Annotated in this window: 26 protein-coding genes and 1 other annotated feature; of the genes, 25 read left to right on the top strand and 1 reads right to left on the bottom strand. The window is 35.3% G+C overall.

Annotated elements, in window-relative coordinates; all coding sequences use genetic code 11:
* Positions 1–26 precede the first annotated feature (26 nt).
* From BEN26_RS07265 to rsmI, 3 genes are read left to right on the top strand one after another with little or no spacing between them, the layout of a single operon-like run.
* Entirely contained in the window at positions 27–749 is a 723-nt protein-coding gene (locus BEN26_RS07265) for a tRNA1(Val) (adenine(37)-N6)-methyltransferase (protein ID WP_069797891.1), read from the top strand.
* Entirely contained in the window at positions 746–1,030 is a 285-nt protein-coding gene (locus BEN26_RS07260) for a GIY-YIG nuclease family protein (RefSeq protein ID WP_069797893.1), read from the top strand. The genes BEN26_RS07265 and BEN26_RS07260 overlap by 4 nt, the downstream gene beginning before the upstream one ends.
* Positions 1,008–1,883 (top strand): 16S rRNA (cytidine(1402)-2'-O)-methyltransferase, encoded by an 876-nt coding sequence (rsmI, locus tag BEN26_RS07255; RefSeq protein ID WP_069797896.1) that lies wholly within the window; start codon positions 1,008–1,010, stop codon positions 1,881–1,883. The genes BEN26_RS07260 and rsmI overlap by 23 nt, the downstream gene beginning before the upstream one ends.
* A gap of 61 nt (positions 1,884–1,944) precedes the next feature.
* Here the strand turns inward: rsmI and BEN26_RS07250 are convergent, their stop codons facing one another.
* On the bottom strand, positions 1,945–2,196 hold the full coding sequence (locus tag BEN26_RS07250) for an AbrB/MazE/SpoVT family DNA-binding domain-containing protein (RefSeq protein ID WP_068727028.1): 252 nt from the start codon (positions 2,194–2,196) through the stop codon (positions 1,945–1,947).
* A 163-nt stretch (positions 2,197–2,359) separates the two neighbouring features.
* Between BEN26_RS07250 and BEN26_RS07245 the strand changes: the two genes are divergently transcribed.
* The 22 genes from BEN26_RS07245 to BEN26_RS07140 all read left to right on the top strand — a co-directional run bounded on the left by BEN26_RS07245 (position 2,360) and on the right by BEN26_RS07140 (position 25,252).
* Positions 2,360–3,634: an HD domain-containing protein gene (locus BEN26_RS07245; RefSeq protein ID WP_082732543.1), complete on the top strand. Its 1,275-nt coding sequence runs from the start codon at positions 2,360–2,362 to the stop codon at positions 3,632–3,634.
* Positions 3,635–3,696: 62 nt separating this feature from the next.
* Positions 3,697–3,889: a binding site (T-box leader), on the top strand.
* A gap of 55 nt (positions 3,890–3,944) precedes the next feature.
* On the top strand, positions 3,945–5,951 hold the full coding sequence (metG, locus tag BEN26_RS07240; RefSeq protein WP_069797897.1) for a methionine--tRNA ligase: 2,007 nt from the start codon (positions 3,945–3,947) through the stop codon (positions 5,949–5,951).
* A gap of 16 nt (positions 5,952–5,967) precedes the next feature.
* On the top strand, positions 5,968–6,732 hold the full coding sequence (locus BEN26_RS07235) for a TatD family hydrolase (protein ID WP_068727035.1): 765 nt from the start codon (positions 5,968–5,970) through the stop codon (positions 6,730–6,732).
* Between the two features lie 82 nt (positions 6,733–6,814).
* Positions 6,815–7,861: a resuscitation-promoting factor gene (locus tag BEN26_RS07230; RefSeq protein ID WP_069797899.1), complete on the top strand. Its 1,047-nt coding sequence runs from the start codon at positions 6,815–6,817 to the stop codon at positions 7,859–7,861.
* A gap of 62 nt (positions 7,862–7,923) precedes the next feature.
* Positions 7,924–8,469 (top strand): ribonuclease M5, encoded by a 546-nt coding sequence (rnmV, locus tag BEN26_RS07225; RefSeq protein WP_069797901.1) that lies wholly within the window; start codon positions 7,924–7,926, stop codon positions 8,467–8,469.
* A 7-nt stretch (positions 8,470–8,476) separates the two neighbouring features.
* On the top strand, positions 8,477–9,355 hold the full coding sequence (gene rsmA / locus BEN26_RS07220) for a 16S rRNA (adenine(1518)-N(6)/adenine(1519)-N(6))-dimethyltransferase RsmA (protein WP_069797956.1): 879 nt from the start codon (positions 8,477–8,479) through the stop codon (positions 9,353–9,355).
* A gap of 92 nt (positions 9,356–9,447) precedes the next feature.
* Positions 9,448–9,723, top strand: coding sequence for a biofilm formation stimulator Veg (gene veg, locus BEN26_RS07215; RefSeq protein WP_068727041.1), 276 nt, complete (start codon positions 9,448–9,450; stop codon positions 9,721–9,723).
* Between the two features lie 87 nt (positions 9,724–9,810).
* Positions 9,811–9,996 (top strand): small, acid-soluble spore protein, alpha/beta type, encoded by a 186-nt coding sequence (locus BEN26_RS07210; protein ID WP_069797903.1) that lies wholly within the window; start codon positions 9,811–9,813, stop codon positions 9,994–9,996.
* Between the two features lie 106 nt (positions 9,997–10,102).
* Positions 10,103–10,957, top strand: coding sequence for a 4-(cytidine 5'-diphospho)-2-C-methyl-D-erythritol kinase (gene ispE / locus BEN26_RS07205; RefSeq protein WP_069797905.1), 855 nt, complete (start codon positions 10,103–10,105; stop codon positions 10,955–10,957).
* A 69-nt stretch (positions 10,958–11,026) separates the two neighbouring features.
* Positions 11,027–11,842, top strand: a complete 816-nt coding sequence (gene purR / locus BEN26_RS07200) for a pur operon repressor (protein WP_068727048.1) — start codon at positions 11,027–11,029, stop codon at positions 11,840–11,842.
* A gap of 112 nt (positions 11,843–11,954) precedes the next feature.
* The gene (spoVG, locus tag BEN26_RS07195) at positions 11,955–12,236 is read left to right on the top strand and encodes a septation regulator SpoVG (protein ID WP_068727050.1); all 282 of its coding nucleotides are present in this window, start codon (positions 11,955–11,957) and stop codon (positions 12,234–12,236) included.
* A 138-nt stretch (positions 12,237–12,374) separates the two neighbouring features.
* A complete protein-coding gene (gene glmU / locus BEN26_RS07190) occupies positions 12,375–13,763 on the top strand; it encodes a bifunctional UDP-N-acetylglucosamine diphosphorylase/glucosamine-1-phosphate N-acetyltransferase GlmU (protein ID WP_069797907.1) in 1,389 nt (462 codons plus the stop codon).
* Positions 13,764–13,784: 21 nt separating this feature from the next.
* Positions 13,785–14,732: a ribose-phosphate diphosphokinase gene (locus BEN26_RS07185; RefSeq protein ID WP_068727054.1), complete on the top strand. Its 948-nt coding sequence runs from the start codon at positions 13,785–13,787 to the stop codon at positions 14,730–14,732.
* Between the two features lie 68 nt (positions 14,733–14,800).
* A complete protein-coding gene (locus BEN26_RS07180; RefSeq protein ID WP_068727057.1) occupies positions 14,801–15,442 on the top strand; it encodes a 50S ribosomal protein L25 in 642 nt (213 codons plus the stop codon).
* 130 nt (positions 15,443–15,572) lie between these two features.
* Positions 15,573–16,130: an aminoacyl-tRNA hydrolase gene (gene pth, locus BEN26_RS07175; protein WP_069797909.1), complete on the top strand. Its 558-nt coding sequence runs from the start codon at positions 15,573–15,575 to the stop codon at positions 16,128–16,130.
* 89 nt (positions 16,131–16,219) lie between these two features.
* Positions 16,220–16,447, top strand: coding sequence for an anti-sigma-F factor Fin (locus BEN26_RS07170; RefSeq protein WP_399168139.1), 228 nt, complete (start codon positions 16,220–16,222; stop codon positions 16,445–16,447).
* A gap of 100 nt (positions 16,448–16,547) precedes the next feature.
* Positions 16,548–20,087: a transcription-repair coupling factor gene (mfd, locus tag BEN26_RS07165; RefSeq protein ID WP_069797911.1), complete on the top strand. Its 3,540-nt coding sequence runs from the start codon at positions 16,548–16,550 to the stop codon at positions 20,085–20,087.
* The gene (locus tag BEN26_RS07160; RefSeq protein WP_069797913.1) at positions 20,080–21,018 is read left to right on the top strand and encodes a peptidylprolyl isomerase; all 939 of its coding nucleotides are present in this window, start codon (positions 20,080–20,082) and stop codon (positions 21,016–21,018) included. Before mfd ends, BEN26_RS07160 begins: the two co-directional genes overlap by 8 nt.
* A gap of 172 nt (positions 21,019–21,190) precedes the next feature.
* Complete coding sequence (gene spoVT, locus BEN26_RS07155) at positions 21,191–21,730, top strand: stage V sporulation protein T (protein ID WP_068727070.1); 540 nt, start codon at positions 21,191–21,193, stop codon at positions 21,728–21,730.
* A 118-nt stretch (positions 21,731–21,848) separates the two neighbouring features.
* Complete coding sequence (locus BEN26_RS07150; protein WP_069797915.1) at positions 21,849–23,489, top strand: putative polysaccharide biosynthesis protein; 1,641 nt, start codon at positions 21,849–21,851, stop codon at positions 23,487–23,489.
* Positions 23,490–23,502: 13 nt separating this feature from the next.
* Positions 23,503–24,966, top strand: a complete 1,464-nt coding sequence (yabN, locus tag BEN26_RS07145) for a bifunctional methyltransferase/pyrophosphohydrolase YabN (RefSeq protein WP_069797917.1) — start codon at positions 23,503–23,505, stop codon at positions 24,964–24,966.
* Positions 24,967–24,979: 13 nt separating this feature from the next.
* Positions 24,980–25,252, top strand: a complete 273-nt coding sequence (locus BEN26_RS07140; RefSeq protein ID WP_068727075.1) for an RNA-binding S4 domain-containing protein — start codon at positions 24,980–24,982, stop codon at positions 25,250–25,252.
* Positions 25,253–25,317: the final 65 nt, after the last annotated feature.

Below are 25,317 nucleotides of genomic sequence, written 5' to 3'. Positions count from 1 at the left end.
GAGAGTCTTTTTTGTAGGTGAAGGAAATGGAAAGGCTAGATGATTTGTTAAATAACAATTTAAAGATTATCCAAAGTAAAGATATATTTGCTTTCTCAATGGATGCAGTCCTATTAGCTCATTTTGCAACGATCCCAAAGAAAGGGAAGATCATTGATCTTTGCACTGGGACAGGTGTTATTCCTTTATTGATGTCTACAAAAACCAAAACAGAGATATATGGAGTGGAAATTCAAGAAAAGTTAGTCGATATGGCCAATAGGAGCGTACAAATCAATCATTTAGAGGGACAGATAAGAATACACCATGGAGATTTAAAAGAAGCTCCTAGGTATTTTGGAAAAGAAACCTTTGATTTAGTAACAGTCAATCCTCCTTATATGCCTATAAGTGGACAGGATCATAATATAAATGAACATTATGCGATCGCACGTCATGAAATTGCTACGAATTTAAAAACAGTGATAAATACAAGTGCTCAGTTATTAAAAACAGGGGGAAGGCTTGCGATGGTTCATCGACCAGCAAGATTAGGAGATATTATCACAACATTGCGAGAAGAAAAATTAGAACCAAAAAGGATACGATTTGTTCACCCTTCTTTGCAGAAAGAGGCTAATATGGTATTAGTTGAAGCAACAAAGTTCGGGGGAAAAGAATTGCACATTTTACCACCACTGATTGTTTATGCTGAAGATGGAAAATATGAAAAAGAAATTCAGCAGATTTATTTCGGTGATGGGAAATGAATGTGAAAAAGGATCATTATGTTTATATTCTTCAGTGCGGCGATCATAGTTTTTATACTGGCTATACGACTGACATTAAACGGAGATTAGCGCAGCATCAAGAAGGAAAAGCATCAAAATATACAAGGAGTCGGCTTCCTGTGCGTTTGATATACTATGAAAAAGGAGATAGTAAATCTTGGGGTTTAAAACGCGAATTAGAAATAAAAAAATTAAATCGAAAGCAAAAAGAAATGTTAATTAAAGAAGGGTTAATCAATGAATATCCAGAAAAGTTATAAGGTTGAACCTCAAAAGGGATGTCTCTATTTAGTAGGAACACCGATAGGTAATCTGCAAGATATGACCTATCGTGCTATTCAGATCTTATCCGAGGTAGACTTAATCGCTGCAGAAGATACAAGGCAAACGATAAAACTATTAAATCACTTTCAGATTCAAAAAAAGCTGTATAGTTATCATGAACATAATAAGGAATCCAGTGGTGCTGAACTTCTTCAATTATTGGAAAAGGGAAGAAATATTGCTTTAGTTAGTGATGCAGGTATGCCAGCTATTTCAGATCCAGGCTATGAGTTAGTTAGATCTAGTGTAGAAAGAGGGATACCGGTGATCCCGATTCCAGGGGCTAATGCAGCATTAACGGGGCTAATCGCCTCTGGGTTACCTACGCAGCGATTTATTTTTTTAGGTTTCCTATCTAAAGAAAAAAAGGTTTTATCCCAGCAGCTTGAACAAATAAAATCTTACCAGGAAACTTTGATTATCTATGAAGCACCACACCGAATTGAGAAGACCTTAAAAATGATTCTTGAGGGTTTAGGTGATCGAAATCTAGTACTTATTCGAGAATTAACAAAAAAGCACGAAGAATTTATAAGAGGAACTGTTTTCGAAGTGATGCAATATGTAGAAGAACATCCTCCAAAAGGAGAATTGACCCTTATTATTCAAGGTTCTAGTGGAAAGGAAATAGAGAGGGAAACTAATCAATGGTGGCAATCCTTATCCATTCTTGAGCATGTGGAACATTACATAAAACAAGATAAACAACCAAAGGAGGCGATCAAATTAACCGCAAAAGATCGTAATCTTAACAAGAGGGAAGTATACCAACAATACCATAAACTATAAAACATAAGCTAAAAAAAACAAAAGCTTCTTTTATGGTCGAAGCTTTTGTTTTCGCCTTCATTTAATTTTGTGCGTTTGGCATTTCGCTTAAGCATTCACTACATACAATTTTGTTTTTAAAATGGAATACATTCTCTGCATTTCCACAGAAGATGCAAGCTGGTTCGTATTTTTTTAGAATAATGCGTTCGCCATCTACGTAGATTTCTAAAGCGTCCTTTTCACTAATTCCTAATGTTCTACGTAATTCAATTGGAATAACTACACGACCTAACTCGTCTACCTTGCGGACAATACCTGTAGATTTTAACATTTTGTTACCCTCCTTTATCAATTTTTTAAATTAAGGATAATATCGTCATATTTCGACAAAATTTCTATAAACATAGAATACCAAGGATTGCCAAAACAGTCAATACATTTTTGCATTTTTTGTAAAATTTTTTGTTATTTTCTTAATCATGAATAAAGAGGTGATGGATTTGAGGATGGATGAAGAAAAAGTATTTAAAGATCCAGTCCACCAGTACATCTATGTTCAAGATCGTTTAATATGGAATTTAATTGATACAAAGGAATTTCAAAGATTACGTCGGATTCGCCAACTAGGGACTACTTACTTTACTTTTCATGGAGCTGAACATAGCCGGTTTTCGCATTCGTTAGGTGTCTACGAAATCACTCGGAAAATTATTTCTCGTTTTGAACGAAACCAATATATAGAGTGGCCAAAAGAGGAGAGACTTATTTCTTTAGTAGCGGCACTACTCCATGATGTAGGCCACGGTCCTTTTTCCCATTCAATAGAAAAGGTATTAAACACGAATCATGAGGAATGGTCCAAAAGTTTAATTTTAGGTGAAACTGAAATTAATTCTTTTCTTCGCCAAATTGATTCAACATTTCCCTCTCGTGTAGTTGATGTCATTAACAAAAAATACGAGAAACCTATTGTGATGGATTTAATCTCGAGTCAATTGGATGCGGATCGAATGGATTATTTATTAAGGGATGCCTATTATACAGGAGTTAATTACGGGTTTTATGATTTGGAGAGAATCTTAAGGGTACTTAGGCCATATCAAGGAAGACTTGTAGTAAAAGAAAGCGGAATGCATAGTGTTGAAGATTATTTGATGTCTAGATATCAGATGTACTGGCAAGTTTATTTTCATCCGGTAACGAGAAGCGGGGAAATTCTACTAAGAAAAATTTTCCTTAGGGCAAAAAACCTTTTTGAAGAGGGATATACCTTTTCAACTCTCTTTCCTCCCATCGTACGATTATTCCAAGGACAGCTTCATGTTGATGATTATCTTATTCTAGATGAACCTATGTTTTTTACTCTGTTTTATTTTTGGAGTCAAGAAAAGGATCAGATTCTAGCGGACTTGACAGAACGGTTTTTACATCGAAGATTATTTCAATACATAGATTTTAACCCTAATGATCAATCTAAACTAGAAGCTATCCTTGAATTTTTTCATAAAAATAACATTGATCCTACCTACTATTTAGAACTTGATTCACCATCTGACTTATCATATGACATTTATCGACCTGGCGATAAAAAAGAAATGTCGCCAATATATCTTTTAAATCGACAAGGAGAGACCATTGAGATTTCGACAAAATCAGATATTATTGCCGTCATTACAGGGAAAAGGAAAACAGAACATAAAATTTTTTTCCCGGAAGATTTGTTAAAAGAGAAGTCGATTTTATCCCAATTTCAACTATTGACACGATGAATGGAATTATGTATATTTTGGGAAAGAAAATGATATAATGAGCGATAATAACAAAAAAATAAGGAAAATCAATGAAGGGATGAGTAATTCATCACCACTTTCACAGAGAGCTGGGAAGGCTGAGAACCAGTATGTTGGGATGAATGAAGATGGTCCTGGAGAAATGATACTATGTCGAATGACACTTAAAAGAGCCTATGCTTAATGCATAGGAATTTGGGTGGTACCGCGTGAGTATAAACTCCCGTCCCAAGCTGGATAGGAGTTTTTTTATTTAAAGCAGTTTTTTCAAAAAAGGGGTTGAAGGACTTTGAGTAAAAAAACATTTTATATTACGACACCGATTTATTATCCAAGTAATAAATTACACATCGGTAATGCTTATACAACGATTGCTGCTGATGCGATGGCTAGATATAAAAGGCTCCGTGGCTATGATGTGTATTATTTAACTGGAACAGATGAACATGGGCAAAAATTACAAAAAAGAGCCGAGGAAGAAGGCTTAAAGCCAATTGAGTTTATCAATCCAATTGTAGAATGGATTCAAGATTTATGGCAAAAACTTGATATCTCATATGATGATTTTATTAGGACAACGGAAGAACGTCATGAAAAAGTGGTACAAAGGATTTTCAAAAAGCTTTTAGAAAATGGAGACATCTATCTTGGAGAATATGAAGGATATTATTGTGTACCTGATGAGGCATATTGGACTGAAAGGCAACTAGTTAAAACAGACGAAGGCTATTTATGCCCTGATTGTCATCGACCTGTGCAACTAGTGAAGGAGAAAAGCTATTTCTTTAAAATGTCAAAATATCAAGATCGGCTATTGCAATATATTGAAGAGCATCCAGAGTTTATTCAACCGGAATCACGGAAAAACGAAATGATTAACAATTTCCTAAAACCGGGTTTAGAGGACTTGTCGATATCTAGGACAACGTTTGATTGGGGAATAAAGGTACCGGACAATCCGGAACATGTGATCTATGTTTGGATAGATGCCTTAACCAACTATATTACTGCTATCGGCTATTTATCCGATGATCCGGAAGAACGAAAGACATTTGAACGCTACTGGCCAGCAGATGTTCATTTAATTGGGAAAGACATTCTACGATTTCACACCATTTATTGGCCAATTATTTTAATGGCATTAGACTTACCATTACCTAAAAAAGTATTTGGACATGGATGGATTTTAATGCCAGATGGGAAAATGTCAAAGTCAAAAGGGAATGTGATCGATCCAAAATTCCTAATTGACCGTTATGGTTCAGATAGTATTCGTTATTTTCTTTTACGAGAAATTGCTTTCGGTAGTGATGGAGTATTTACGCCAGAAATTTTCATTCAGCGTTTAAATGTGGATTTAGCTAATGATTTAGGTAACTTAGTCAGTAGGACAGTAGCGATGATAGAGAAATACTTTGATGGGTTTGTCCCAACTCCAGAAGCATTAACCTCTCTGGATGAAGATCTAAAACAAGCTGCGATGGAAACCTCACAAAAGGTAGAGGAATCATTAGATCAGATGCTCTTTAGCCAGGCTTTACAGCAGATATGGCAACTCATCAATCGGACGAACAAATATATAGATGAAACTTTGCCTTGGTCACTTGCAAAGGATGAGGCTAATAAAGGGCGGCTAGGGACGGTTTTATATCAACTGGTAGAAAGTATTCGTATTACTTCTATCTTGATTCAGCCTTTTATGACGAAAACGCCTCAAAAAATATGGGAGCAACTAGGTTTGGATGCTGTGTCAACCAATTGGGATTTAACTAAATCTTGGGGTATCGTTCATCCAGGAGCAAAAGTAGAGAAAAAAGAAGCGTTATTTCCACGCCTTGATATGGAAGAAGAAATCAAAGCAATTGATGAAACAACGGCTGCGGCACGAAAGCAAGCAGAAGAGAATGCAAAAAAATTAAACCAATCAGCGACCACAAATGGAGGAGATACCAAGATGGAAAATACGATAATAGATCAAATTACAATTGATGATTTCTCTAAAGTTGAATTACAAGTAGCAGAAGTGATTGAAGCAGAAAAAATACCAAATGCAGATAAATTGCTTAAAATTCAATTAGATCTTGGTTATGAAAAACGTCAAGTGGTGTCTGGTATCGCTAAGTATTACCAACCTGAAGATTTGGTTGGAAAGAAAGTTATCTGTGTAACCAACTTAAAGCCAGTAAAATTAAGAGGTGAAGAATCCAAAGGAATGATTTTGGCAGCATCGCAAGGGGATCAGTTGGTGCTTGCTACTGTTTCCGATGATATTCCAAATGGAGCCAAAGTCAAATAACGGTTAGGTGATTCTTATGTTAGTGGATACACATGCACATTTAAATGATGAAAAATTTAATGAAGATCGAGCTGAAGTGATCAAACGAGCGAAAGAAGTAGGTGTTGAAACGATTATTAACATCGGTTATAACCGAGAAACGATTCTTTCAACGATTGAATTAGTTGAACAATATGATTTTATTTTTGGAGCTGTTGGTTGGCATCCTAACGATGCACATGAAATGAAAGAAGAAGATTTTGACTGGTTAAAGGAAATCACCCAACATCCAAAAATATTAGCGATTGGTGAAATTGGTCTAGATTATTATTGGGATTTTGCTCCTAAAGAAGTGCAACAAGAAATTTTTCGAAAACAGATTCAATTAGCAAAACAAGTGAACTTACCGATTATTATTCATGACCGTGATGCTCATCAAGACATTTGTTCAATCCTTAGAGAAGAAGGTGCTAAGGATGTGGGAGGGATCATACATTCTTTCTCTGGTAGTATGGAAATGGCAAAGGAATGCATTGATTTAGGCTTTTATATTTCCTTTAGCGGACCAGTCACTTTTAAAAACGCAAAAAAACCTAAGGAAGTAGCAACCCATATACCTATTGACCGGATACTGCTTGAAACCGATTCTCCCTATTTAACCCCTGAACCATATCGTGGGAAAAGAAATGAGTCGGCATATGTCAAATTTGTTGCAACAAAAATCGCCGAATTACGAGGAATGGATGTCGAAGAAATTGCACAAATTACGACAAGAAATGCTAAACGGATTTTGAAATTCTAATGGATTTAAGGGATGGAAAATATTGGTTTGACATTTTAGCTATCATTGAATAAAATGTTGAACTGCTAAAGGGGGAGATGTAATGGGAAAACTGTCTTTAAAAGCAGGCAACCATTCTTCTTCTGTCATTCCTTCTTTTCCTAATACAAAATATAAAAAGACACTCTTTATCATTGTTTTTTTGGCTATTTTAGCATTCAGTTTCGTAACTTTTTACCAGTTGATGCAAAAAGAAGTTATTCTCGTTGTAAATGGAAAAGAAAAAGAAGTTTCTACTTTCAAAGGAACAGTGAAAGAATTGTTAGATCAGCAGCAAATAAAAATAGGCGCTCATGATCAACTTTCTGTTCCTCTTCAGTCACCGTTAAAGGATGGGCAGAAGGTAATTGTAAATACTGCTAAATTAGTAATTGTACAGGTAGATGGTAAACAAATTGATCATTGGACTACTGCAAAAACGATTGATCAGGTGATAAATCAACTAGGCATTCAACTTGGTCCATTAGATAAAGTTTACCCAAGCCTTAGCACAATAGTTCAATCAGAAATGGATATTAAAATTTCAAGAATCACAAAGAAAATCGTAACAGAAGAAGAGAATATTAAATATGGATTAGTTAAAAAGGCTGACCTGTCTTTAGAAAAGAACCAAGAGAAAGTATTGGTTAAAGGCCAAGATGGAAAAATTGCTAAGGTTTATGAAATTACCTATGAAGATGGAAAAGAAGTAAAGAGAGAACTGCTAAAACAGGATATTGTCAAAGAAAAGAAAGATCAAATCATTGCTTATGGAACAGCTTCTGCTACTGTTTCTAGAGGTGGTTATATTCTCAGGCCAATTAAAGTTCTTAAAAACATAAAAATGACCCATTATGGTTCCGGAGTTTATACCTATACAGGAACAACAGCAACTGTTGGGAGAACGATTGCTGTTGATCCAAAGATTATTCCACTAGGTTGGTGGGTTTGGATTGATGGAGTTGGATTAAGAAAAGCAGAAGATATAGGCAGTGCGATTAAAGGAAATAAAATTGACCTTTATGTAGGTAATGATCAAAAAGCAAGTCAGCTTGGGGTAAAAACTGGTGTAACCGTGTATGTTTTAGGACCGGAAAAGCCAACAAAATAGTGACCAACTAACAGGGGGAGTTTTCCCCTGTTTGTTTGTATGAGGAGCTATAGGAGGGAACAATGAAGATTAAGGAAGTAATCGTAGTTGAAGGAAGAGACGATACGGTAGCGATACAAAGAGCGGTTCAGGCCGATACCATTGAAACAGGAGGATCTGCAATATCTCCTCAAATCATTGACCAAATCAAAAAAGCCCATCAGAAGAGGGGAGTTATTGTTCTGACAGATCCAGACTATCCTGGAGAAAGAATAAGGAAAATCATTAGTCGGCAAGTTCCGGGAGTAAAACATGCATTTATAATAAGGGAAGAGGCCACTAAAAAAGGAGATATTGGGGTCGAGAATGCCTCTCCAAATGTGATTCGCAAAGCATTAAATGATGTAAAATCTGAATGGATAGATGCAAAAGAAACAATCCCATGGAATCGATTAGTTACAGAAGGATTAGTGGGTAATGACCTAGCAAAACAGAAAAGAATCGAACTAGGAAAAGTATTAGGAATTGGTTATGCAAATGCAAAACAGCTTCACAAAAGACTAAATATGTTTCAAATCTCAGAAATTGAATTCTCTAACGCATTAAAAATGATAAAAATGAAGGAATGAATCAATGATGGCGGTCAATATATCTAACCCAGCAGAAACGATGAATATTTTAAAAAAGTATGGTTTTACCTTAAAAAAAAGTTTAGGGCAAAACTTCCTCATTGAACCTAACATCTTAACAAAAATTGTTGAAAAGGCAGAAATTGACCTAAACACCGGAGTGATCGAAATTGGTCCGGGAATCGGAGCTTTAACGCAAAAAATTGCAGAGAAGGCTGGAAAGGTAGTTGCAATTGAAATTGACCAACGATTAATTCCGATTTTAAAGGAGACTTTATCTCCCTATGATCATATAAAGCTCATTCATGCTGATGTATTAAAAACTAATTTAAATCAACTTATTATAGAGGAATTGAAAGAATACTCTTCGAAAAAAATAGTGGCCAATTTACCCTATTATGTCACAACACCCATTTTAATTAAATTGTTAGAGGATAGATTAGGAATCGATTCGATTACGGTAATGGTACAAAAGGAGGTTGCAGAAAGAATCAATGCAAAACCTGGGGGTAAAGAGTATGGTAGTTTAACATTATTAATTGAATACTATGCTCAAGCAAGTATTGCTTTTTATGTTCCAAGCTCAGTCTTTATTCCTAAACCCAACGTTGATTCAGCCATTTTACATTTAAAAATGAGAAAAGAACCGCCAATTAAAGTAAAGGACGAAGATTTTCTCTTTAAATTGATACGAGCTAGCTTTTCCCAAAGAAGGAAGACACTATTTAACAATCTAATCCATAATCTTTTTGGGAAAGAAAGGAAAGCAGAAGTAGAGGAAATCTTAAATTCAGTAGGGATCGACCCAGTAAGAAGGGCAGAAACGTTAACTTTATCCGAGTTTGCTAAATTAAGCGATGAAATATATTTTCGAGAAATATATTGACAACATATTTGTCCCACTGCTATAATAATTTGTTTATTTGACATACTATTCTATATGTGTTATAATTCACATATAGAGAGGTGGTAGAACAAATGGCGAATAATACCTTAAATGCCATCAAACGTAGTTTAGATGATTACGTTGGCGAAAAAATTATGCTAAAAGCTAATGGAGGACGTAGAAAGACCATTGAGCGAACTGGCATTTTAGAAGAGACCTACCCTTCAGTTTTTATTATAAAATTAGATGAAGAACAACATTCCTTTAAAAGGGTATCATACAGTTATGCGGATATTCTTACCGAATCTATTGAATTAACTGTATGTAAAGATGATGGAGAAGTAAAGATTACTTATAGTCAAAGATAACAAAGTAGGGCACGAAGGTGTTCCTACTTTTAATTTTGATTAATTTACATATACTAAAAGTGTCCACAAACTAAAGGAGGTTATATGATGGGCCGAAGAAATCGCGGTGTGATGTCTGAACAGTTTAAAGAGGAACTCGCAAAAGAGCTTGGTTTTTATGACACTGTGCAAAGAAATGGTTGGGGTGGAATCACGACTCGTGATGCAGGAAATATGGTGAAAAGAGCCATAGAAATTGCTGAGCGTAGTTTAGCGGAGCAAGGTCGATCATAAAATGTGGATAAGGCTAGGGAAAGTTTTCCCTAGCTTTTTCTTTATACTCTTCATTGTAAATGTTACAATGGATTGATGAACAGGCTTAGATAAAGTAGGTGATGGTATGAAGATATGGGAGAAAGCTCCTGCAAAAATAAATTTAACCCTTGATGTATTAGGAAAAAGAGATGATGGTTATCATGAAGTTGAAATGATTATGACTATGGTTGATTTATCCGATAGAATTCTATTAGAAGATCTTGAAGATGATCAGATTATCTTAGAGACTAACTCAGGAATTATACCTAATGATGAACGGAACCTAATATATAAAGCAGCCCATTTATTAAAAAGCACCTATCAAATAAAAAAAGGAGTGCGAGTCTTTCTAGAAAAGAATATTCCTGTTGCCGCAGGTTTGGCAGGTGGAAGTAGTGATGCTGCTGCCACATTAAGAGGTTTAAACCGCTTATGGAATTTACATTTAACTTCTAATGAATTGATGGAACTGGGTGGAAAGATCGGTTCAGATGTACCTTTTTGTGTTGTTGGTGGTACGGCTCTTGTAAAGGGGAGAGGGGAAAAAGTCACCCCTATTGTTTCGCCTCCTCCTGGTTGGGCTATTTTAGCAAAATTACCAATTAGTGTATCGACCGCCGATATTTATGGAGCTCTAAATTGGCAAGATATTAAAGAACATCCAAATACAGATCAGATGATTATAGCATTAAAAGACCATAATTTTGATGGAATCACAAAAAACCTTTTTAATGTATTAGAAGAGGTTACTTTTCGACTTTACCCTTCTGTAAAGTATTTAAAAGAACAAATAGAAGGATTTGGGGCGGATGGCGTTTTAATGTCTGGGAGTGGACCAACTGTTTTTGCTTTAGTTAATAAGGAATCAAGGTTAAATCGGATCTATAATGGATTGAGGGGTTTTTGTAAAGAAGTGTATGTCGTTCGTTTACTAAGGTAAAAATAACTTGATGAATACCGTACAATAATATTATAATCTTCCTAAATTATTCGTTTTTTGGAGGTCTTTATGAAAAAACTAAGGCGAAGCGCTAGAATTGTTGACCTAACTCAACAGTTTTTACATCAACCTAACACCCTTATTTCCTTATCATACTTTGCTGAAAGATATCATTCAGCTAAATCTTCAATCAGTGAGGATATTGATATTATTGACGAAATATTTCAAGAGGAAGGCATTGGTCAACTCCTTACTTTAGCAGGGGCAGCAGGTGGGGTAAAGTTTATTCCGTCTATACCTAAGGAAGAAGCAAAGACGGAAATGCTAAGAATCTGCCAAGCATTATCTAGTGTGGAAAGACTTCTTCCGGGTGGTTATTTATATATGTCAGATATTTTAGGAAATCCGAAATTATTAAAACAATTGGGGAGGATGTTTGCTTCTGCATTCTCTAATCAAGAAATTGATACGATCATTACTGTCGAAACAAAGGGAATCCCCTTGGCCCATGCAACAGCTAGTTATTTAAATGTTCCTGTGGTTATTGTACGCAGGGACAGCAGGGTAACAGAGGGGTCGGTTGTAACCATCAATTACGTGTCAGGCTCTACTAAAAGAATTCAAACCATGTCATTGGCTAGAAGGGCTTTAAAAGAAGGATCTAATGTCCTTGTAATCGACGATTTTATGAAAGCTGGCGGGACAATTAAAGGTATGATTGGACTTTTGCAAGAGTTTAATGCCCATTTAAAAGGAATTGGTGTTTTTGTAGAATCAGGAGAAACGGAAGAAAGATTAATTAAAGATTATATATCATTGGCTAGATTAACAGAAGTGAATGAAAGAGAGAAACTAGTAAATGTTGAGCTAGGCAATTTTTTCTAGAATAAATGATAAAAATTTTTCCTCTTTTTTGTCATTTTCTAGAAGGAATTTTGTAATAGATAGCGAAATAATTATCAAGCTCGTTATTTATGGAAAAAGGTGGTGAAAAGACATGGAGGTTACTGACGTAAGACTTCGCCGCGTCAACACGGAAGGGCGTATGAGAGCGATTGCATCAATTACGATTGACAATGAATTTGTTGTTCATGATATTCGAGTGATTGATGGGAATAATGGAATGTTTGTAGCCATGCCAAGCAAAAGAACCCCGGATGGTGAGTTTCGTGATATCGCTCATCCAATCTCTTCTGCTACTAGAGAAAAAATTCAATCCGCCGTACTTGCTGAGTATGAACGTATTGGTGAAGAACAGGAAATGGTTGCCGGGGCATAATTTAATAATGAATGAAAAGAGTTCTTTTTTAAGAGCTCTTTTTTTTGGTTAAAAATTCAATCTTGTATTTTCCTTGAATTCAATCATCAATTAAGATATAGTCATATTGGAATAATTGTGCGTAAATGGGGGATAACCATGTCTGATTTGTATGCAGTGGTATTGGCCGCAGGCCAAGGCACAAGAATGAAATCAAATCTACCTAAAGTATTACATCAAGTCAGTGGTAAACCAATGGTTGGTCATGTTGTTGACCAGTTAAAAGAAATGGGTATTAAAGAAATTGTTGTAGTAATTGGACACAAATCAGAACAAGTAAAAACTTACTTGGGAGATCAGGTTCAATATGCGATTCAAGAGCAACAACTTGGAACAGCTCATGCAATTATACAGGCAAGTTCTATACTCAATGGTAAAAAAGGAACAACCTTAGTTATTATGGGGGACACTCCTTTAATCACCCAAGATACCTTAAAGACGCTTTACTCAGAACACGAAACGACTAATGCTGCAGCAACCATTTTAACTACCGAAATTGATCCACCAACTGGATATGGTCGGATTATCCGAGATCATGAGGGTCATGTATTAAGAATTGTTGAAGAAAAAGATACCTCTATAGAAGAAAAGGCCATAAAAGAAATCAATACAGGAACTTATGTCTTTGATAATGTAAAATTATTTAATGCCCTCTTAAAAGTGAACAATGATAATAAACAGGGGGAATATTATTTAACGGATGTTATTGAAATTTTACAATCAGAAGGAATGATTGTTTCTGCCTATAAAACGGATAATTCAGATGAAACGATCGGTATTAATGATCGTATCGCATTAGCAAAAGCAGAAAAAATATTAAGAAATCGAATTATCGAACACCATATGCGTGAGGGTGTAACTGTTATTGATCCTGATCGAACCTATATTGAAAAAGATGTAATGATTGATCCAGACACAATCATTTATCCTGATACGTATCTAAAAGGTAAAACGACGATAAAGGGAAATTGTATCATCGGGCCTGGTGCAGATTTGACAGATGTCATGGTTAGCCAAGATGTTGTCATTACCCATTCCGTTATTTTCTCATCAACGATAGAGGAAAAAGCTAAAATTGGGCCTTTTGCTTATATTCGCCCTGGTTCCCATATTGGGATTGGGGTGAAAGTAGGCGATTTTGTGGAAATAAAGAACTCCAAACTAGGTAAAGGGACAAAGGTGTCTCACCTTTCTTATATTGGCGATGCAACTTTGGGAGAAGATGTAAATATTGGCTGTGGAACGATAACGGTTAACTATGATGGATTTAAAAAGCATCGCACTGAAATAGGGGATCATTCATTTATTGGTTGTAATACGAACCTTGTTGCTCCTGTTTCTGTAGGTCATGATGCTTATGTAGCAGCTGGATCTACAATTACTGATCATGTACCAGACTTTTCATTAGCGATAGCGAGGGAAAGACAAACGAATAAAGAAGGATATGTTAAAAAAATAAGAGAAAAAAATCAGCAGGATACGAAATAGAACATTCTTGGGGGTATAAAAATGCCATATAGTGATTCTACATTAAAAGTGTTTACGTGTAACGCAAATCCGGATTTAGCACGTGAGATTGTTGAACATATTGGAATTCCATTAGGGGATGCTGAAGTTTTACGTTTTAGTGATGGAGAGATACGCGTTAAATTAAATGAAAGTGTTCGAGGTGCTGATGTATTTGTGATCCAGTCTACATCCTCTCCAGTGAATGAACATCTTATGGAACTTTTAATTATGGTAGATGCTTTAAAAAGAGCATCAGCTAAAAGCATTAACGTGGTAATCCCTTATTATGGATATGCAAGACAAGATCGAAAGGCAAGAGCAAGGGATCCAATTACAGCTAAGTTAGTTGCTAATTTGATTGAAACAGCAGGGGCTCACCGAATGATTTCAATGGATTTACATGCTACTCAAATTCAAGGATTCTTTGATATTCCTGTAGATCATTTATTAGGGGTGCCTATTTTAGCTGATTTCTTTGCCAAGAAAAATTTAAAAGATATTGTTGTAGTCTCCCCAGATCATGGGGGAGTAACGCGTGCAAGAAAAATGGCTGAACGATTAGGGGCGCCGATTGCAATTATAGATAAGCGTAGACCAGAACCAAATGTAGCAGAAATTATGAATATTGTTGGTAATGTAGATGGAAAAGTAGCCATTTTAATTGATGATATTATTGATACGGCCGGGACTATTGCTCTTGCAGCAAATGCTTTAAAAGAAGCCGGTGCAAAAGAAGTTTATGCTTCCTGTACACACCCTGTCCTATCAGGTCCAGCAATTGAGAGGATTCAAAATTCCCAAATAAAAGAATTGGTGGTTACGAATACGATTCCTTTATCAACGGAGAAAAAGAACGATAAAATTAAAACATTATCTGTCGCCCCTTTAATTGGTGAAGCTATTGTTCGGGTCCATGAAGAGTTATCCGTAAGCAAATTATTTGACTAAAAATGGTTTAGTTCCCTCTTGATTAGGAAATAATAGAAATTAGTTTATAAAAGTTTAGGAGGGGGAACATGGAACCAATCAATTTAGAAGTGATTGTAAGGGAAATAGGGGCAGATTCAATCTTGCACCATTTAAGAGAAAATGGCTATATACCAGGTGTTTTATATGGTAATGGTTTTTCAAATCAACCCATTCAAATTGAGGAAAGTACACTTAAAATACAATTAAAAGAACATGGAAAAAGTGGCATTTTCCATATTTTAATGGGAAATGAGCAAATTCCTGTCAAAATCAATGAAATCCAAAGAGATCCTATTGACCAAAAAGTCATTCATGTTGATTTACAGCGTGTCCAAATGAATAAGCTGATTAGTACTTCTGTACCATTACATTTCTTCGGCAAATCAATGGGTGAAAAGAATGGTGGAATTGTCCAACAGCAGATAAGAGATATTGAGGTAAAAGCCTTACCTGCTTATATTCCAGAATTTATCCAAGTGAACATCTCTGACCTAGACATTGGTGATGCCTTATATGTTAGGGATTTAATGGTACCCGATGGTGTTGAAATTCAACATGATCCTGATTCGGTTCTTTTAACCATCATTCCACCAAAAATGATTGAAGAGGATTTATTGGAAGAAAGGCCTGTTCATGAACCAAAGATTGTAGATCCTAAGGATGGTCGAGGAATAGACGCCGCAAAATAGATGAGAATGTCTATGATTCTTATAAACGTAGCCTATAATGGGGTTACGTTTTTTCTTTATTGCAAATAAGTTTTCCAAGTAAATCTGTTTTGTTAAAATGGGCTTAGGTCTAAAAATAGGAGGACATAAAATGAAGTTAGTTGTTGGTTTGGGAAATCCAGGAAGACAATATGAAAATACTCGGCATAATATTGGATTTATGGTAATTGATGATTTGTTAGAAACTACTGATTTAATATCTACAACAACAAAATTTAATGCAAACATTACTGATGCTAGATTGGATGGAGAGAAAGTTCTTTTTGTAAAACCACTTACTTATATGAACCTTTCAGGAGAGGCTGTCCGCCCCATTCTAGATTGGTATAAGATTGATATAAAGGATATGGTTGTTATTTATGATGATTTAGATCTACCATTAGGTAAATTAAGGTTTAGAGAAAAGGGAAGTGCTGGAGGACACAATGGCATTAAGTCGATGATTCAGCACCTAGGGACAGAAGAATTTAAGAGAATTCGAATTGGAATTGATCGACCAGAGTATGCTTCAATTATTGATCATGTCTTGACTAAATTTTCAAGTGAGGAAAAAGAGGTCATAAATGAGAGTATTCAGAAAGCTGCACTTGCAATTAAAGACTGGATTAGTGGGATAGAATTTAAAATGTTAATGAATAAATACCATTAAATTTTGAATCATTGTATGGACTTTATCCTCTCAGGGGAATAATAGAATTAAAAATGACTAAATGATTAGGATTTGGAGGCCATACACTGATGATTCAATATGTATGTAAGCATTGTGGGCAACATCTTGGAAGTATAGATGATAGAATGTTTAGTGAAGAAGAATTAGGATTGCATTCCTTGACCCCTTCTGAGAGGGAAGGTATAATAACCTATGAACAAAATGGCGATAAGACCGTTCAGGTTATTTGTGAATATTGCCAAGAGGCACTAGAATTACATCCTGAATTATTGCTTATTTCAAATCCATTGCAATAACTAAAGTTAGTATAAAGCCTTCGCTTTCTAGCTAAGGCTTATTTTTCATGATAAAGAAGAGATCATATTATTTTATGAATTTAAGGAAAGGGGGAACAGTATGGAAATTATCTTACAAAAGTTTGCTAGAAGTAAGGAATTTCAGTCCATTCTTTCAGGTTTAAACGCTGACATGAAAGAGCAACTGATTACGGGGTTGAGTGGATCAACAAAACAAGCAATGATTGCTTCACTTTTTCAAGAAGTAAATAAGACGCTGATTGTAGTCACTCATAATTTACTTCAAGCTCAAAAAGTTTATGATGACTTATTAGAATTAGTAACAGAAAAACAACTGTATTTATACCCAGCAAATGAATTAACTTTAATTGATATTGATGCTCAGAGTCCAGAGACACTAGCCCAAAGAATTCATGTTTTACAGAGTTTATCTGAAGGAAAAAAGGGAATCTATATCATTCCTTATATTGGGCTAAGTAAGTTTCTTCCACCTAAAAGTAGCTTTGTTGACTCCATGATCTCAATAGAAATAGGAAAAATTATCGATTTAAACCGTCTATTAAATAACCTCATTTTTTTAGGTTATAAAAGAACTGACATTGTTGAAAAACAAGGAGAATTTAGCGTTAGAGGCGGAATCATAGATATTTATCCACTTACATTAGAAAACCCAGTACGAATTGAATTGTTTGATGTAGAGATTGATTCAATCCGTACTTTTGATATTGGAACTCAAAGGTCTATTGAAAAGTTGAAAAATGTTGACATTCCTCCGGCAAGGGAATGGATCGCAACGAAAGAAGAATTCATGAAGGCTGCAACTCGAGCAGAAGAATACCTTAGCGAGCAGTTGAATCGTATAAAAGATTCAGTGATAAAGGAAAAGTTAATTGCAAACGTATCTTGGGAGATAGAGCAATTAAAAGAAAATCAATATTTTAATGGCTTTTACAAATATGCTTCGGTTTTATATTCCCAAAAATATACTCTGTTAGATTATTTTGAAAAAGATAGTCTAATAGTTTTTGATGAAGCAAATCGAATGATAGAAGTTGCAAAACAGACTGAGAAAGAGGTAAATGAGTGGAAAACAGCCTTATTACAGCAAGGGGAATTTTTACCCCAATTAGAAGTATATCAATCCTATCTTGATATAATCGTTGGACATCGTAAACAGGCATTATACTTATCTTTATTTTTGAGACAGATTCCACATGCGAATCCTGAAAATATTATCAATTTTGTAAGTAGAAATATGCAAAACTTCCATGGACAGATGCATTTACTTAAAGGTGAACTTGAAAGATGGAGGAAATCTAATACTAGTGTCATCTTTTTAGCCTCAGATGCAGAAGGGGTTAAGCGCTTACAGCGTGTGCTGGATGACTATGGCATGGAAGTAGATATTGTTCCTAATACCATCCGTGAAATATCACTTAGGCCAATTATTTTACAAGGGAATTTACAGTCAGGTTTTGAAATGGCTGAAATTCGTTTGGCAGTGATTACAGAAGGAGAAATCTTTTCTCAAAAGCAAAGAAAAGCAAAGAAGGTCTCCCAAACGGCCAATGCTGAACGTATCAAGAATTATACTGACCTACGGGTAGGGGATTATGTTGTCCATGTGAATCACGGAATAGGGCGGTATATTGGAATTGAGACTTTAGATATTAACGGTATTCATAAGGATTACCTTCATATTAAATATGCCGGTAATGATAAACTTTATGTGCCGATTGATCAAATTGATTTGGTTCAAAAGTATGTAGGTGGGGAAGAAAAGGAGCCGAAAATTTATTCTTTAGGTGGAACAGAATGGACCAAAGTTAAAAATAAGGTGAAATCCTCTGTTCAGGATATTGCTGAGGACTTGATCAAATTATATGCAAAAAGACAAGCAACTAAAGGCTTTTCTTTTCCTAAAGATAATGAATTTCAACATGAATTTGAGGCTTTATTCCCATATGATGAAACACCTGACCAGCTAAGAAGCATCGAAGAAATTAAACAAGATATGGAAAACGAGAGACCGATGGATCGACTTCTTTGTGGTGATGTAGGATATGGTAAAACAGAAGTAGCGATTCGTGCTGCTTTTAAAGCAGCAATGGCTGGGAAGCAAGTTGCGGTATTAGTTCCTACAACGATCTTAGCACAACAGCATTTTGAGACATTTAAGGAACGCTTCTTGGAATATCCGATAAAGATTGAAGTGATAAGCCGATTTCGTACGAAAAAACAGCAAACAGAAGTAATTAAAGGAATTAAAGATGGAACTGTCGACATCGTTATAGGTACTCATCGGTTATTATCTAAAGATGTCCAATTTAAAGATCTTGGTCTGCTTATTGTAGACGAGGAACAACGGTTTGGAGTAAAGCATAAAGAAAAATTAAAGGAATTAAAAACAAATGTTGATGTACTTACCCTTACCGCAACCCCGATTCCTCGTACATTACACATGTCGATGTTAGGCGTAAGAGATCTATCAGTCATTGAAACACCTCCTGAAAATCGTTTCCCTGTTCAGACATATGTGGTAGAATATAGTGCAGCAATGGTCCGTGAAGCAATAGAAAGGGAACTTGCTCGTGGAGGACAAGTTTATTTTCTTTATAACCAAGTAAAATCCATTCAACAAATGGCAGATCAAATTAGTATGTTAGTTCCCGATGCAAAAGTGGCAGTGGCGCATGGGCAAATGTCTGAATCTGAATTGGAACGTGTGATGTTAGACTTTTTGGAAGAAGAATATGATGTTCTTGTTAGTACAACAATTATTGAGACGGGTGTAGATATTCCAAATGTAAATACCTTAATCATCTATGATGCGGATAAAATGGGGTTATCCCAACTATATCAGCTAAGAGGAAGAGTGGGTAGATCCAATAGGATTGCTTATGCCTATTTTACTTATCAAAGGGATAAGGTATTATCGGAAGTTGCAGAAAAAAGATTACAAGCGATTAAAGAATTTACTGAACTTGGTTCAGGGTTCAAAATAGCGATGAGGGATTTAGCGATAAGAGGGGCAGGGAACCTTTTAGGAGCAGAACAACATGGTTTTATTGCTTCAGTTGGTTTTGATCTATATAGTCAAATGTTGAAAGAAGCCATTGATGACTTGAAAGGGGAAGTTAAGAAAGAGGAGAAAATTGAGCCGCAAATTGAATTGGAAGTCGATGCATATCTACCGACTGATTATATAACAGACTCGATGCAAAAAATTGAGATGTATAAAAGGTTTGCAAATATCAGGAAATTAGAAGAGGCTCAAGATCTAGAAGATGAACTATTAGACCGTTTTGGTGATATCCCTCAACCTGTACAAAACTTATTAGCTGTTACTAGAATTAAGACTTATACTTATCTATACCGAATAGAAAATATCATCCAAAAGGGCAAAGAAGTCACGATGCAAGTACACCCTGACCAAAATCAAATCATAGATGGTTATAAATTATTCAAAATAGCAAACGAATTTGACCATCGCATTAAACTTTCTTCAGGACATCACATTGGCATTAAGGTTAACTTGAAAAATTTAACCTCTGAACAAGGAATTCAATTAATTGAACAATTCCTTGCTCGTTATCGAGAAGCGTTCAAACAGGAAGGAGTTCTTTATACACATGAATAAGAAAAAAGGTTTGATTCTCTTATTAGCGGTTGTTTTTATCTTCAGCATTGTAGGTTGTAGTAATCAAGCGCCTGATACAGGAAAGGTTAAACAAGATGTAGTGGCAGAATATGATGGAGGAACAGTAACAAAAGATGAATTTAATACTTTCCTTCAAGTAACTACCTTTTTTAATCCTCAATTAGAAGGGACGATTAACCAACCTGAATCGCAAAGACAAGCATTAGAACAATATATAGGTCAAAAATATCTTGCATCAAAAGCAAAGAATCAAAAAGCTGACGATAAGGAAATAGAAGATTTACTAAAGGCAATCAAAGGAACAATGGGTTCTGAAGAAAATTATAATAAAAAATTAGCGGAATTAAAGATCACTGAAAATGACCTTGTCGATTATGTAAATCGATACCAAGCGATTCAAAATTACATGGAAGAGAAGTCAGCGAAAACATTTAATGAGGAAAAGGAAAAATTAGAAAAACAATATAAAGAAAATAAAGAAGAATATACGATTGCAACAGTAAGCCATATTTTAATTGCCACTAAGGATCGATCGGAAGAAGAAGCAAAAAAAAGGGCAGAAGAAGTATTGGCTAAATTAAAAAAAGGAGAAGATTTCGCGAAATTAGCCAAGGAATATTCGGATGACCCTGGTAGTAAGGATAATGGGGGAGTGTATGAAAATGCCCCAGTATCTTCTTGGGTTCCTGAATTTAAAAAAGCAGCATTAACATTACCTGTTGGACAATTAAGCGACTTGGTAAAAACAGAATTTGGCTATCACATTATAAAAGTGATCAATCGCCAAGTACCAACTTTAGAACAACTTTCTGATCAACTAAAAGGGCAAGTTATTGCTCAAGAATATAATCAGTTTATGACGAACGAATTACAAAAGATCATTAAGAAAATCAACTTACCCGAAAAGTAAAAAAACTTTTATCGAAGTTTAACTTTCCAATGCGGTAGAAAGCTTAGAACCTTTACTTGTATAATAATTTGGTAACAGAAGAATACTATGGACAAGAACGGAAGAAAAATATTATAGATATTCAATAATTGTTCAACTTTGTTACTATATACAAGAAAGTGAGGCATCAAGAATGAAAGCAACAGGTATTGTTCGACGAATTGATGACTTAGGAAGGGTTGTTATCCCAAAGGAAATTAGAAGAACCCTAAGAATCCGAGAAGGGGATCCATTAGAAATTTTTGTTGATCGAGATGGAGAAGTGATATTAAAGAAATATTCGCCAATTGGCGAACTTGGGGACTTTGCAAAGGAACTTGCTGATTCCTTATACGAAAATTTAAACCACGTTGTCTTAATTTCAGATCGGGATACGATCATTGCAGTAGCCGGTGTTAGCAAAAAAGATTATATGGAGAAATCTATTGGGAAAATTGTGGAAGAAAGTATGGAGCAACGCAAAACTTTAGTGGAAACGAACTCTGGAGAAGTTAGTATAGTAAAGGATTCCCTCGAAAGCTATACTTCTTATGTCATAGCACCTATTGTCGCTAGTGGTGACCCGATAGGAGCAGTCATTTTGATTGCTAAAGATGACACTAAAATGGGTACATTGGAAATCAAAATGGTGGAAACAGCTGCATCATTTTTAGCAAAACAGATGGAACAATGATCAAATATGAAGTAGGAATTGAAGCAGGCATCGCCTGCTTCTTCAATTTTAATGGGTGAATAAAACAGCTTATGTTATAATAATTTAGACATTTTGTAATTTATGAGGAGAGAGAAAGATGCATTCTAAGGGGCAATCATTTATCAAAGGGGCTGCCATATTAGGCATAGCTGCACTTATATCCAAACTATTAGGTGCAGTTTATCGAATCCCTTATCAAAATATTACTGGAGATGTAGGATTAGCAGTTTATAATAAAGTTTATCCGATCTATAGTATGTTATTGATTATTGCAACGGCTGGTTTTCCTATTGCCATCTCAAAAATGGTTTCTGAACGTTTAGCGTTAGGGGACAAGCGAGGAGCAAAACGTATTTTTAAGATTTCAGCATATATTCTTAGTATGACTGGTATTCTCTTTTTTATTATTCTTTATTTCGGATCCGACTTATTAGCTGTCTTAATGGGAAATCAACAGCTTTCTATTGCGATAAAAAGTGTCTCCTTTGCCCTTTTAATTGTTCCTTTAATGGCAGCCATTAGAGGCTATTATCAGGGTCATCAATATATGGTACCTACTGCTTATTCACAAATTGTTGAACAAATCGTTCGAGTGATCACAATCTTAGTCTTATCCTATTGGTTTATAAAGAATGACTATGGGGTCTATTATGCAGGTGCAGGGGCTGTTTTTGGAGCATTTTCTGGAGCCATCTTTGCCTTTGCTGTTCTATTATTATTTTGGAAAAAGACGAATCGTATGACGGACGAGATCTTTTTATCTCATGGGCAAGTTGAAATCCAGCAATTTAGCCAACAACCAGTAGTTGGAATTATAAAAAAGATATTATATTATTCCATTCCTATCGCTTTAGGATCATTAATCTTGCCTTTATTTGGTGTCGTTGATTCCTTTTCTGTTTCTAACTTACTTCAAGCATTAGGATTTGAAAAAACCCAATCAGAATATTGGTTTGGGATCTATACAAGAGGTCAACCCTTGGTTCAGTTTACAGCGTTTTTTGCAACATCTTTATCTTTAGCATTGGTTCCTTCTATATCTGAAGCGTCAGCAAGAAAGAATCATCAATTGATTCAAGAACGTACCGATTTGGCTTTAAGACTAACCTTACTTATTGGTCTTCCAGCTTCTGTTGGACTTGCCGTGATTGCTGAACCGGCAAATATTTTACTTTATGAAAACAATGTAGGGACCAAAACATTAGCTATTTTAGCCTTCACATCCATGTTTTCAACCTTAGGAATTACTTCTTCAGGTATATTACAAGGAATTGGGCAAGTGATCTTACCAGCAAGAAATCTTTTTATTGGTGTAATCATTAAATTAGTGCTTAACCTCATTCTCATTCGTACCTTTGGTATCGACGGTGCAGCTTTGGCCACTGTTAGTGCATATGCGGTTGCGACGTTTTTAAATCTAATTGCTGTAAATCAATATACAGGTATCAAAATTGGTTTCTTGAATTTCTTTGTAAAACCAACCATAGCAACTTTGATGATGGGGGCAATCGTATGGATAGCAAAGGAATTTTTAGAGTTAGCGATATCTCCTTTTATCCCCAAAGAACGGTTGTTGATGGCGGTCGTTTCTATCGTTTCTGTAAGTTTAGGTATCATTGTCTTTGCCTTTAGCCTCTTTATTTTTGGAGCGATTACTAAAAAGGATTTAATCAACACTCCTAAGGTAGGAAAGAAACTAATTACTTTTACGGAGCGGTTGAGAATATTAAAAGATTAAAGGAGTCTCTTTTATGAATGAGAAAATAATCATTATAGGACTTGGTTCTGGGAATGAAGAACAGTTGTCTCTAGGAGCCTACAAATTATTAAAGAGTAGTGATCATCTTTACTTAAGGACGAAAATTCATCCAGTCGTTTCTTTTCTGGATCAAGAGGGAATTAATTATAAAACGTTTGACGATCTTTATGATACAAATCAGGAATATGACCAGGTTTATCAAAAAATAGCAACATATTTATTAGAAGAGGTAAAAAGGGTGGATTCGATTGTTTATGCTGTTCCTGGACATCCAATGGTTGCAGAGAAAAGTGTACAATATTTATTAGAATTAGGAAAGGCAAAGGGAATCGAAATTGAGGTAAAGGGGGGAGAAAGTTTTTTAGACACCCTATTTTCAAGTTTACATATTGACCCAATAGATGGTTTTATCTTTTTAAACGGCGAAACCATCACTAGAAATGATTTAGATCCCTCTAAAAATATTGTGATTGGCCAAGTTTATAACCAATTTGTTGCATCCGATGTAAAATTAACTTTATTGGAACTTTATCCTGAGGAGATGACAATCTGGATTGTTAGCAATCTAGGAATGGGTAGTAAAGAGATTATCAAACCAATTTCCCTCTACGAATTGGATCACAAACCAGAAGATTTTCATCATCTAAGTTCAGTTTTTGTTCCAATGACAGAGGATGAACAGGTTCAACAAAAAACATTTTCTAGGTTAGTTGAAATTGTCCAAACGTTAAGGGGGCCAAATGGCTGTCCTTGGGATAAAGAACAGACACATCAATCGATTAGGAAGTATCTCATTGAAGAGGCATATGAACTTTTAGAGACGATTGATGAATTAGATATGGATCATATGATTGAAGAATTAGGAGATGTTCTATTGCAGGTGATGCTTCACGCACAAATAGGGGATGATGAAGGATATTTTAATATCTATGATGTGATTATGCAATTAAATCAGAAGCTTGTAAGAAGACATCCTCACGTATTTGGAGATGAGAAAGCAGAAAAGGCAGAAGAGGTTCTTAAACGTTGGAATAAGATAAAGGAGCAGGAAAAGGAAAAACAGGGTGTGATCCATTCCTCTATCTTACAGGGTATTCCAAAAGATTTACCGGCGATCTTACGTGCCTACAAGTTACAAAAAAAGGCGGCTAGTGTTGGCTTCGATTGGCCAACGATTGAACAAGTTTATCAAAAAATTGCTGAAGAAATTGATGAACTTAAAGAGGCAAATGGTGAATCGGCAAAGGATGAATTAGGGGATGTAATGTTTGCGGTTGTTAATCTAGCTAGATTTATGAAGATAGATCCAGAAGAAGCGCTAGAAAAAACAAATCGAAAATTCATGAAAAGATTTTTCTATATCGAACAAAAATTAAAAGAAAAAGGAATTCCGATCGAACATGCTTCATTAGAAATCATGGATCAATATTGGGAAGAAGCTAAAAAGTATAGTTAGAGAGGTTGATTAAATGAGATTAGATAAATTTCTAAAAGTTTCAAGGTTGATTAAACGTAGGACAATCGCTAAGGAAGTCTCTGATCAAGGTCGTATTGAAATTAATGGACAGGTTGCTAAAGCTAGCTCAAATGTGAATGAGGGAGATCTGCTCTCTATTCGATTTGGCCAAAAGAAGTTAACAGTTCAGGTAAACAAATGTGTGGAGACCTCAAAGAAGGAAGAAGCTTTAGAGATGTATACAGTGATAAAAGAAGAAAAGATTACAGAACAAGAAGGTTTATAATCAGCCTTCTTTTTTTGTTCTAAAAATTTTGCCAAGCCATAAGATGTAGTAAAAGGGGGTTGATA

Source organism: Tepidibacillus sp. HK-1, assembly GCF_001748485.2.
Lineage (GTDB): Bacteria > Bacillota > Bacilli > Tepidibacillales > Tepidibacillaceae > Tepidibacillus_B > Tepidibacillus_B infernus.
This window is presented reverse-complemented; position numbering and strand designations above follow the sequence as displayed.

What these genes read in the sequence shown, in the direction of transcription:
- rsmI (WP_069797896.1), top strand. Translation starts at nt 1,008, where the DNA reads ATGAATATCCAGAAAAGTTATAAGGTTGAACCTCAAAAGGGATGTCTC.
- glmU (WP_069797907.1), top strand. Translation starts at nt 12,375, where the DNA reads ATGTCTGATTTGTATGCAGTGGTATTGGCCGCAGGCCAAGGCACAAGA.
- yabN (WP_069797917.1), top strand. Translation starts at nt 23,503, where the DNA reads ATGAATGAGAAAATAATCATTATAGGACTTGGTTCTGGGAATGAAGAA.
- mfd (WP_069797911.1), top strand. Translation starts at nt 16,548, where the DNA reads ATGGAAATTATCTTACAAAAGTTTGCTAGAAGTAAGGAATTTCAGTCC.
- BEN26_RS07230 (WP_069797899.1), top strand. Translation starts at nt 6,815, where the DNA reads ATGGGAAAACTGTCTTTAAAAGCAGGCAACCATTCTTCTTCTGTCATT.
- spoVT (WP_068727070.1), top strand. Translation starts at nt 21,191, where the DNA reads ATGAAAGCAACAGGTATTGTTCGACGAATTGATGACTTAGGAAGGGTT.
- ispE (WP_069797905.1), top strand. Translation starts at nt 10,103, where the DNA reads ATGAAGATATGGGAGAAAGCTCCTGCAAAAATAAATTTAACCCTTGAT.
- BEN26_RS07140 (WP_068727075.1), top strand. Translation starts at nt 24,980, where the DNA reads ATGAGATTAGATAAATTTCTAAAAGTTTCAAGGTTGATTAAACGTAGG.
- BEN26_RS07260 (WP_069797893.1), top strand. Translation starts at nt 746, where the DNA reads ATGAATGTGAAAAAGGATCATTATGTTTATATTCTTCAGTGCGGCGAT.
- BEN26_RS07185 (WP_068727054.1), top strand. Translation starts at nt 13,785, where the DNA reads ATGCCATATAGTGATTCTACATTAAAAGTGTTTACGTGTAACGCAAAT.
- BEN26_RS07170 (WP_399168139.1), top strand. Translation starts at nt 16,220, where the DNA reads ATGATTCAATATGTATGTAAGCATTGTGGGCAACATCTTGGAAGTATA.
- BEN26_RS07235 (WP_068727035.1), top strand. Translation starts at nt 5,968, where the DNA reads ATGTTAGTGGATACACATGCACATTTAAATGATGAAAAATTTAATGAA.
- spoVG (WP_068727050.1), top strand. Translation starts at nt 11,955, where the DNA reads ATGGAGGTTACTGACGTAAGACTTCGCCGCGTCAACACGGAAGGGCGT.
- BEN26_RS07180 (WP_068727057.1), top strand. Translation starts at nt 14,801, where the DNA reads ATGGAACCAATCAATTTAGAAGTGATTGTAAGGGAAATAGGGGCAGAT.
- BEN26_RS07250 (WP_068727028.1), bottom strand. Translation starts at nt 2,196, where the DNA reads ATGTTAAAATCTACAGGTATTGTCCGCAAGGTAGACGAGTTAGGTCGT.
- BEN26_RS07210 (WP_069797903.1), top strand. Translation starts at nt 9,811, where the DNA reads ATGGGCCGAAGAAATCGCGGTGTGATGTCTGAACAGTTTAAAGAGGAA.
- BEN26_RS07160 (WP_069797913.1), top strand. Translation starts at nt 20,080, where the DNA reads ATGAATAAGAAAAAAGGTTTGATTCTCTTATTAGCGGTTGTTTTTATC.
- BEN26_RS07265 (WP_069797891.1), top strand. Translation starts at nt 27, where the DNA reads ATGGAAAGGCTAGATGATTTGTTAAATAACAATTTAAAGATTATCCAA.
- rnmV (WP_069797901.1), top strand. Translation starts at nt 7,924, where the DNA reads ATGAAGATTAAGGAAGTAATCGTAGTTGAAGGAAGAGACGATACGGTA.
- BEN26_RS07245 (WP_082732543.1), top strand. Translation starts at nt 2,360, where the DNA reads ATGGATTTGAGGATGGATGAAGAAAAAGTATTTAAAGATCCAGTCCAC.
- BEN26_RS07150 (WP_069797915.1), top strand. Translation starts at nt 21,849, where the DNA reads ATGCATTCTAAGGGGCAATCATTTATCAAAGGGGCTGCCATATTAGGC.
- pth (WP_069797909.1), top strand. Translation starts at nt 15,573, where the DNA reads ATGAAGTTAGTTGTTGGTTTGGGAAATCCAGGAAGACAATATGAAAAT.
- veg (WP_068727041.1), top strand. Translation starts at nt 9,448, where the DNA reads ATGGCGAATAATACCTTAAATGCCATCAAACGTAGTTTAGATGATTAC.
- rsmA (WP_069797956.1), top strand. Translation starts at nt 8,477, where the DNA reads ATGGCGGTCAATATATCTAACCCAGCAGAAACGATGAATATTTTAAAA.
- purR (WP_068727048.1), top strand. Translation starts at nt 11,027, where the DNA reads ATGAAAAAACTAAGGCGAAGCGCTAGAATTGTTGACCTAACTCAACAG.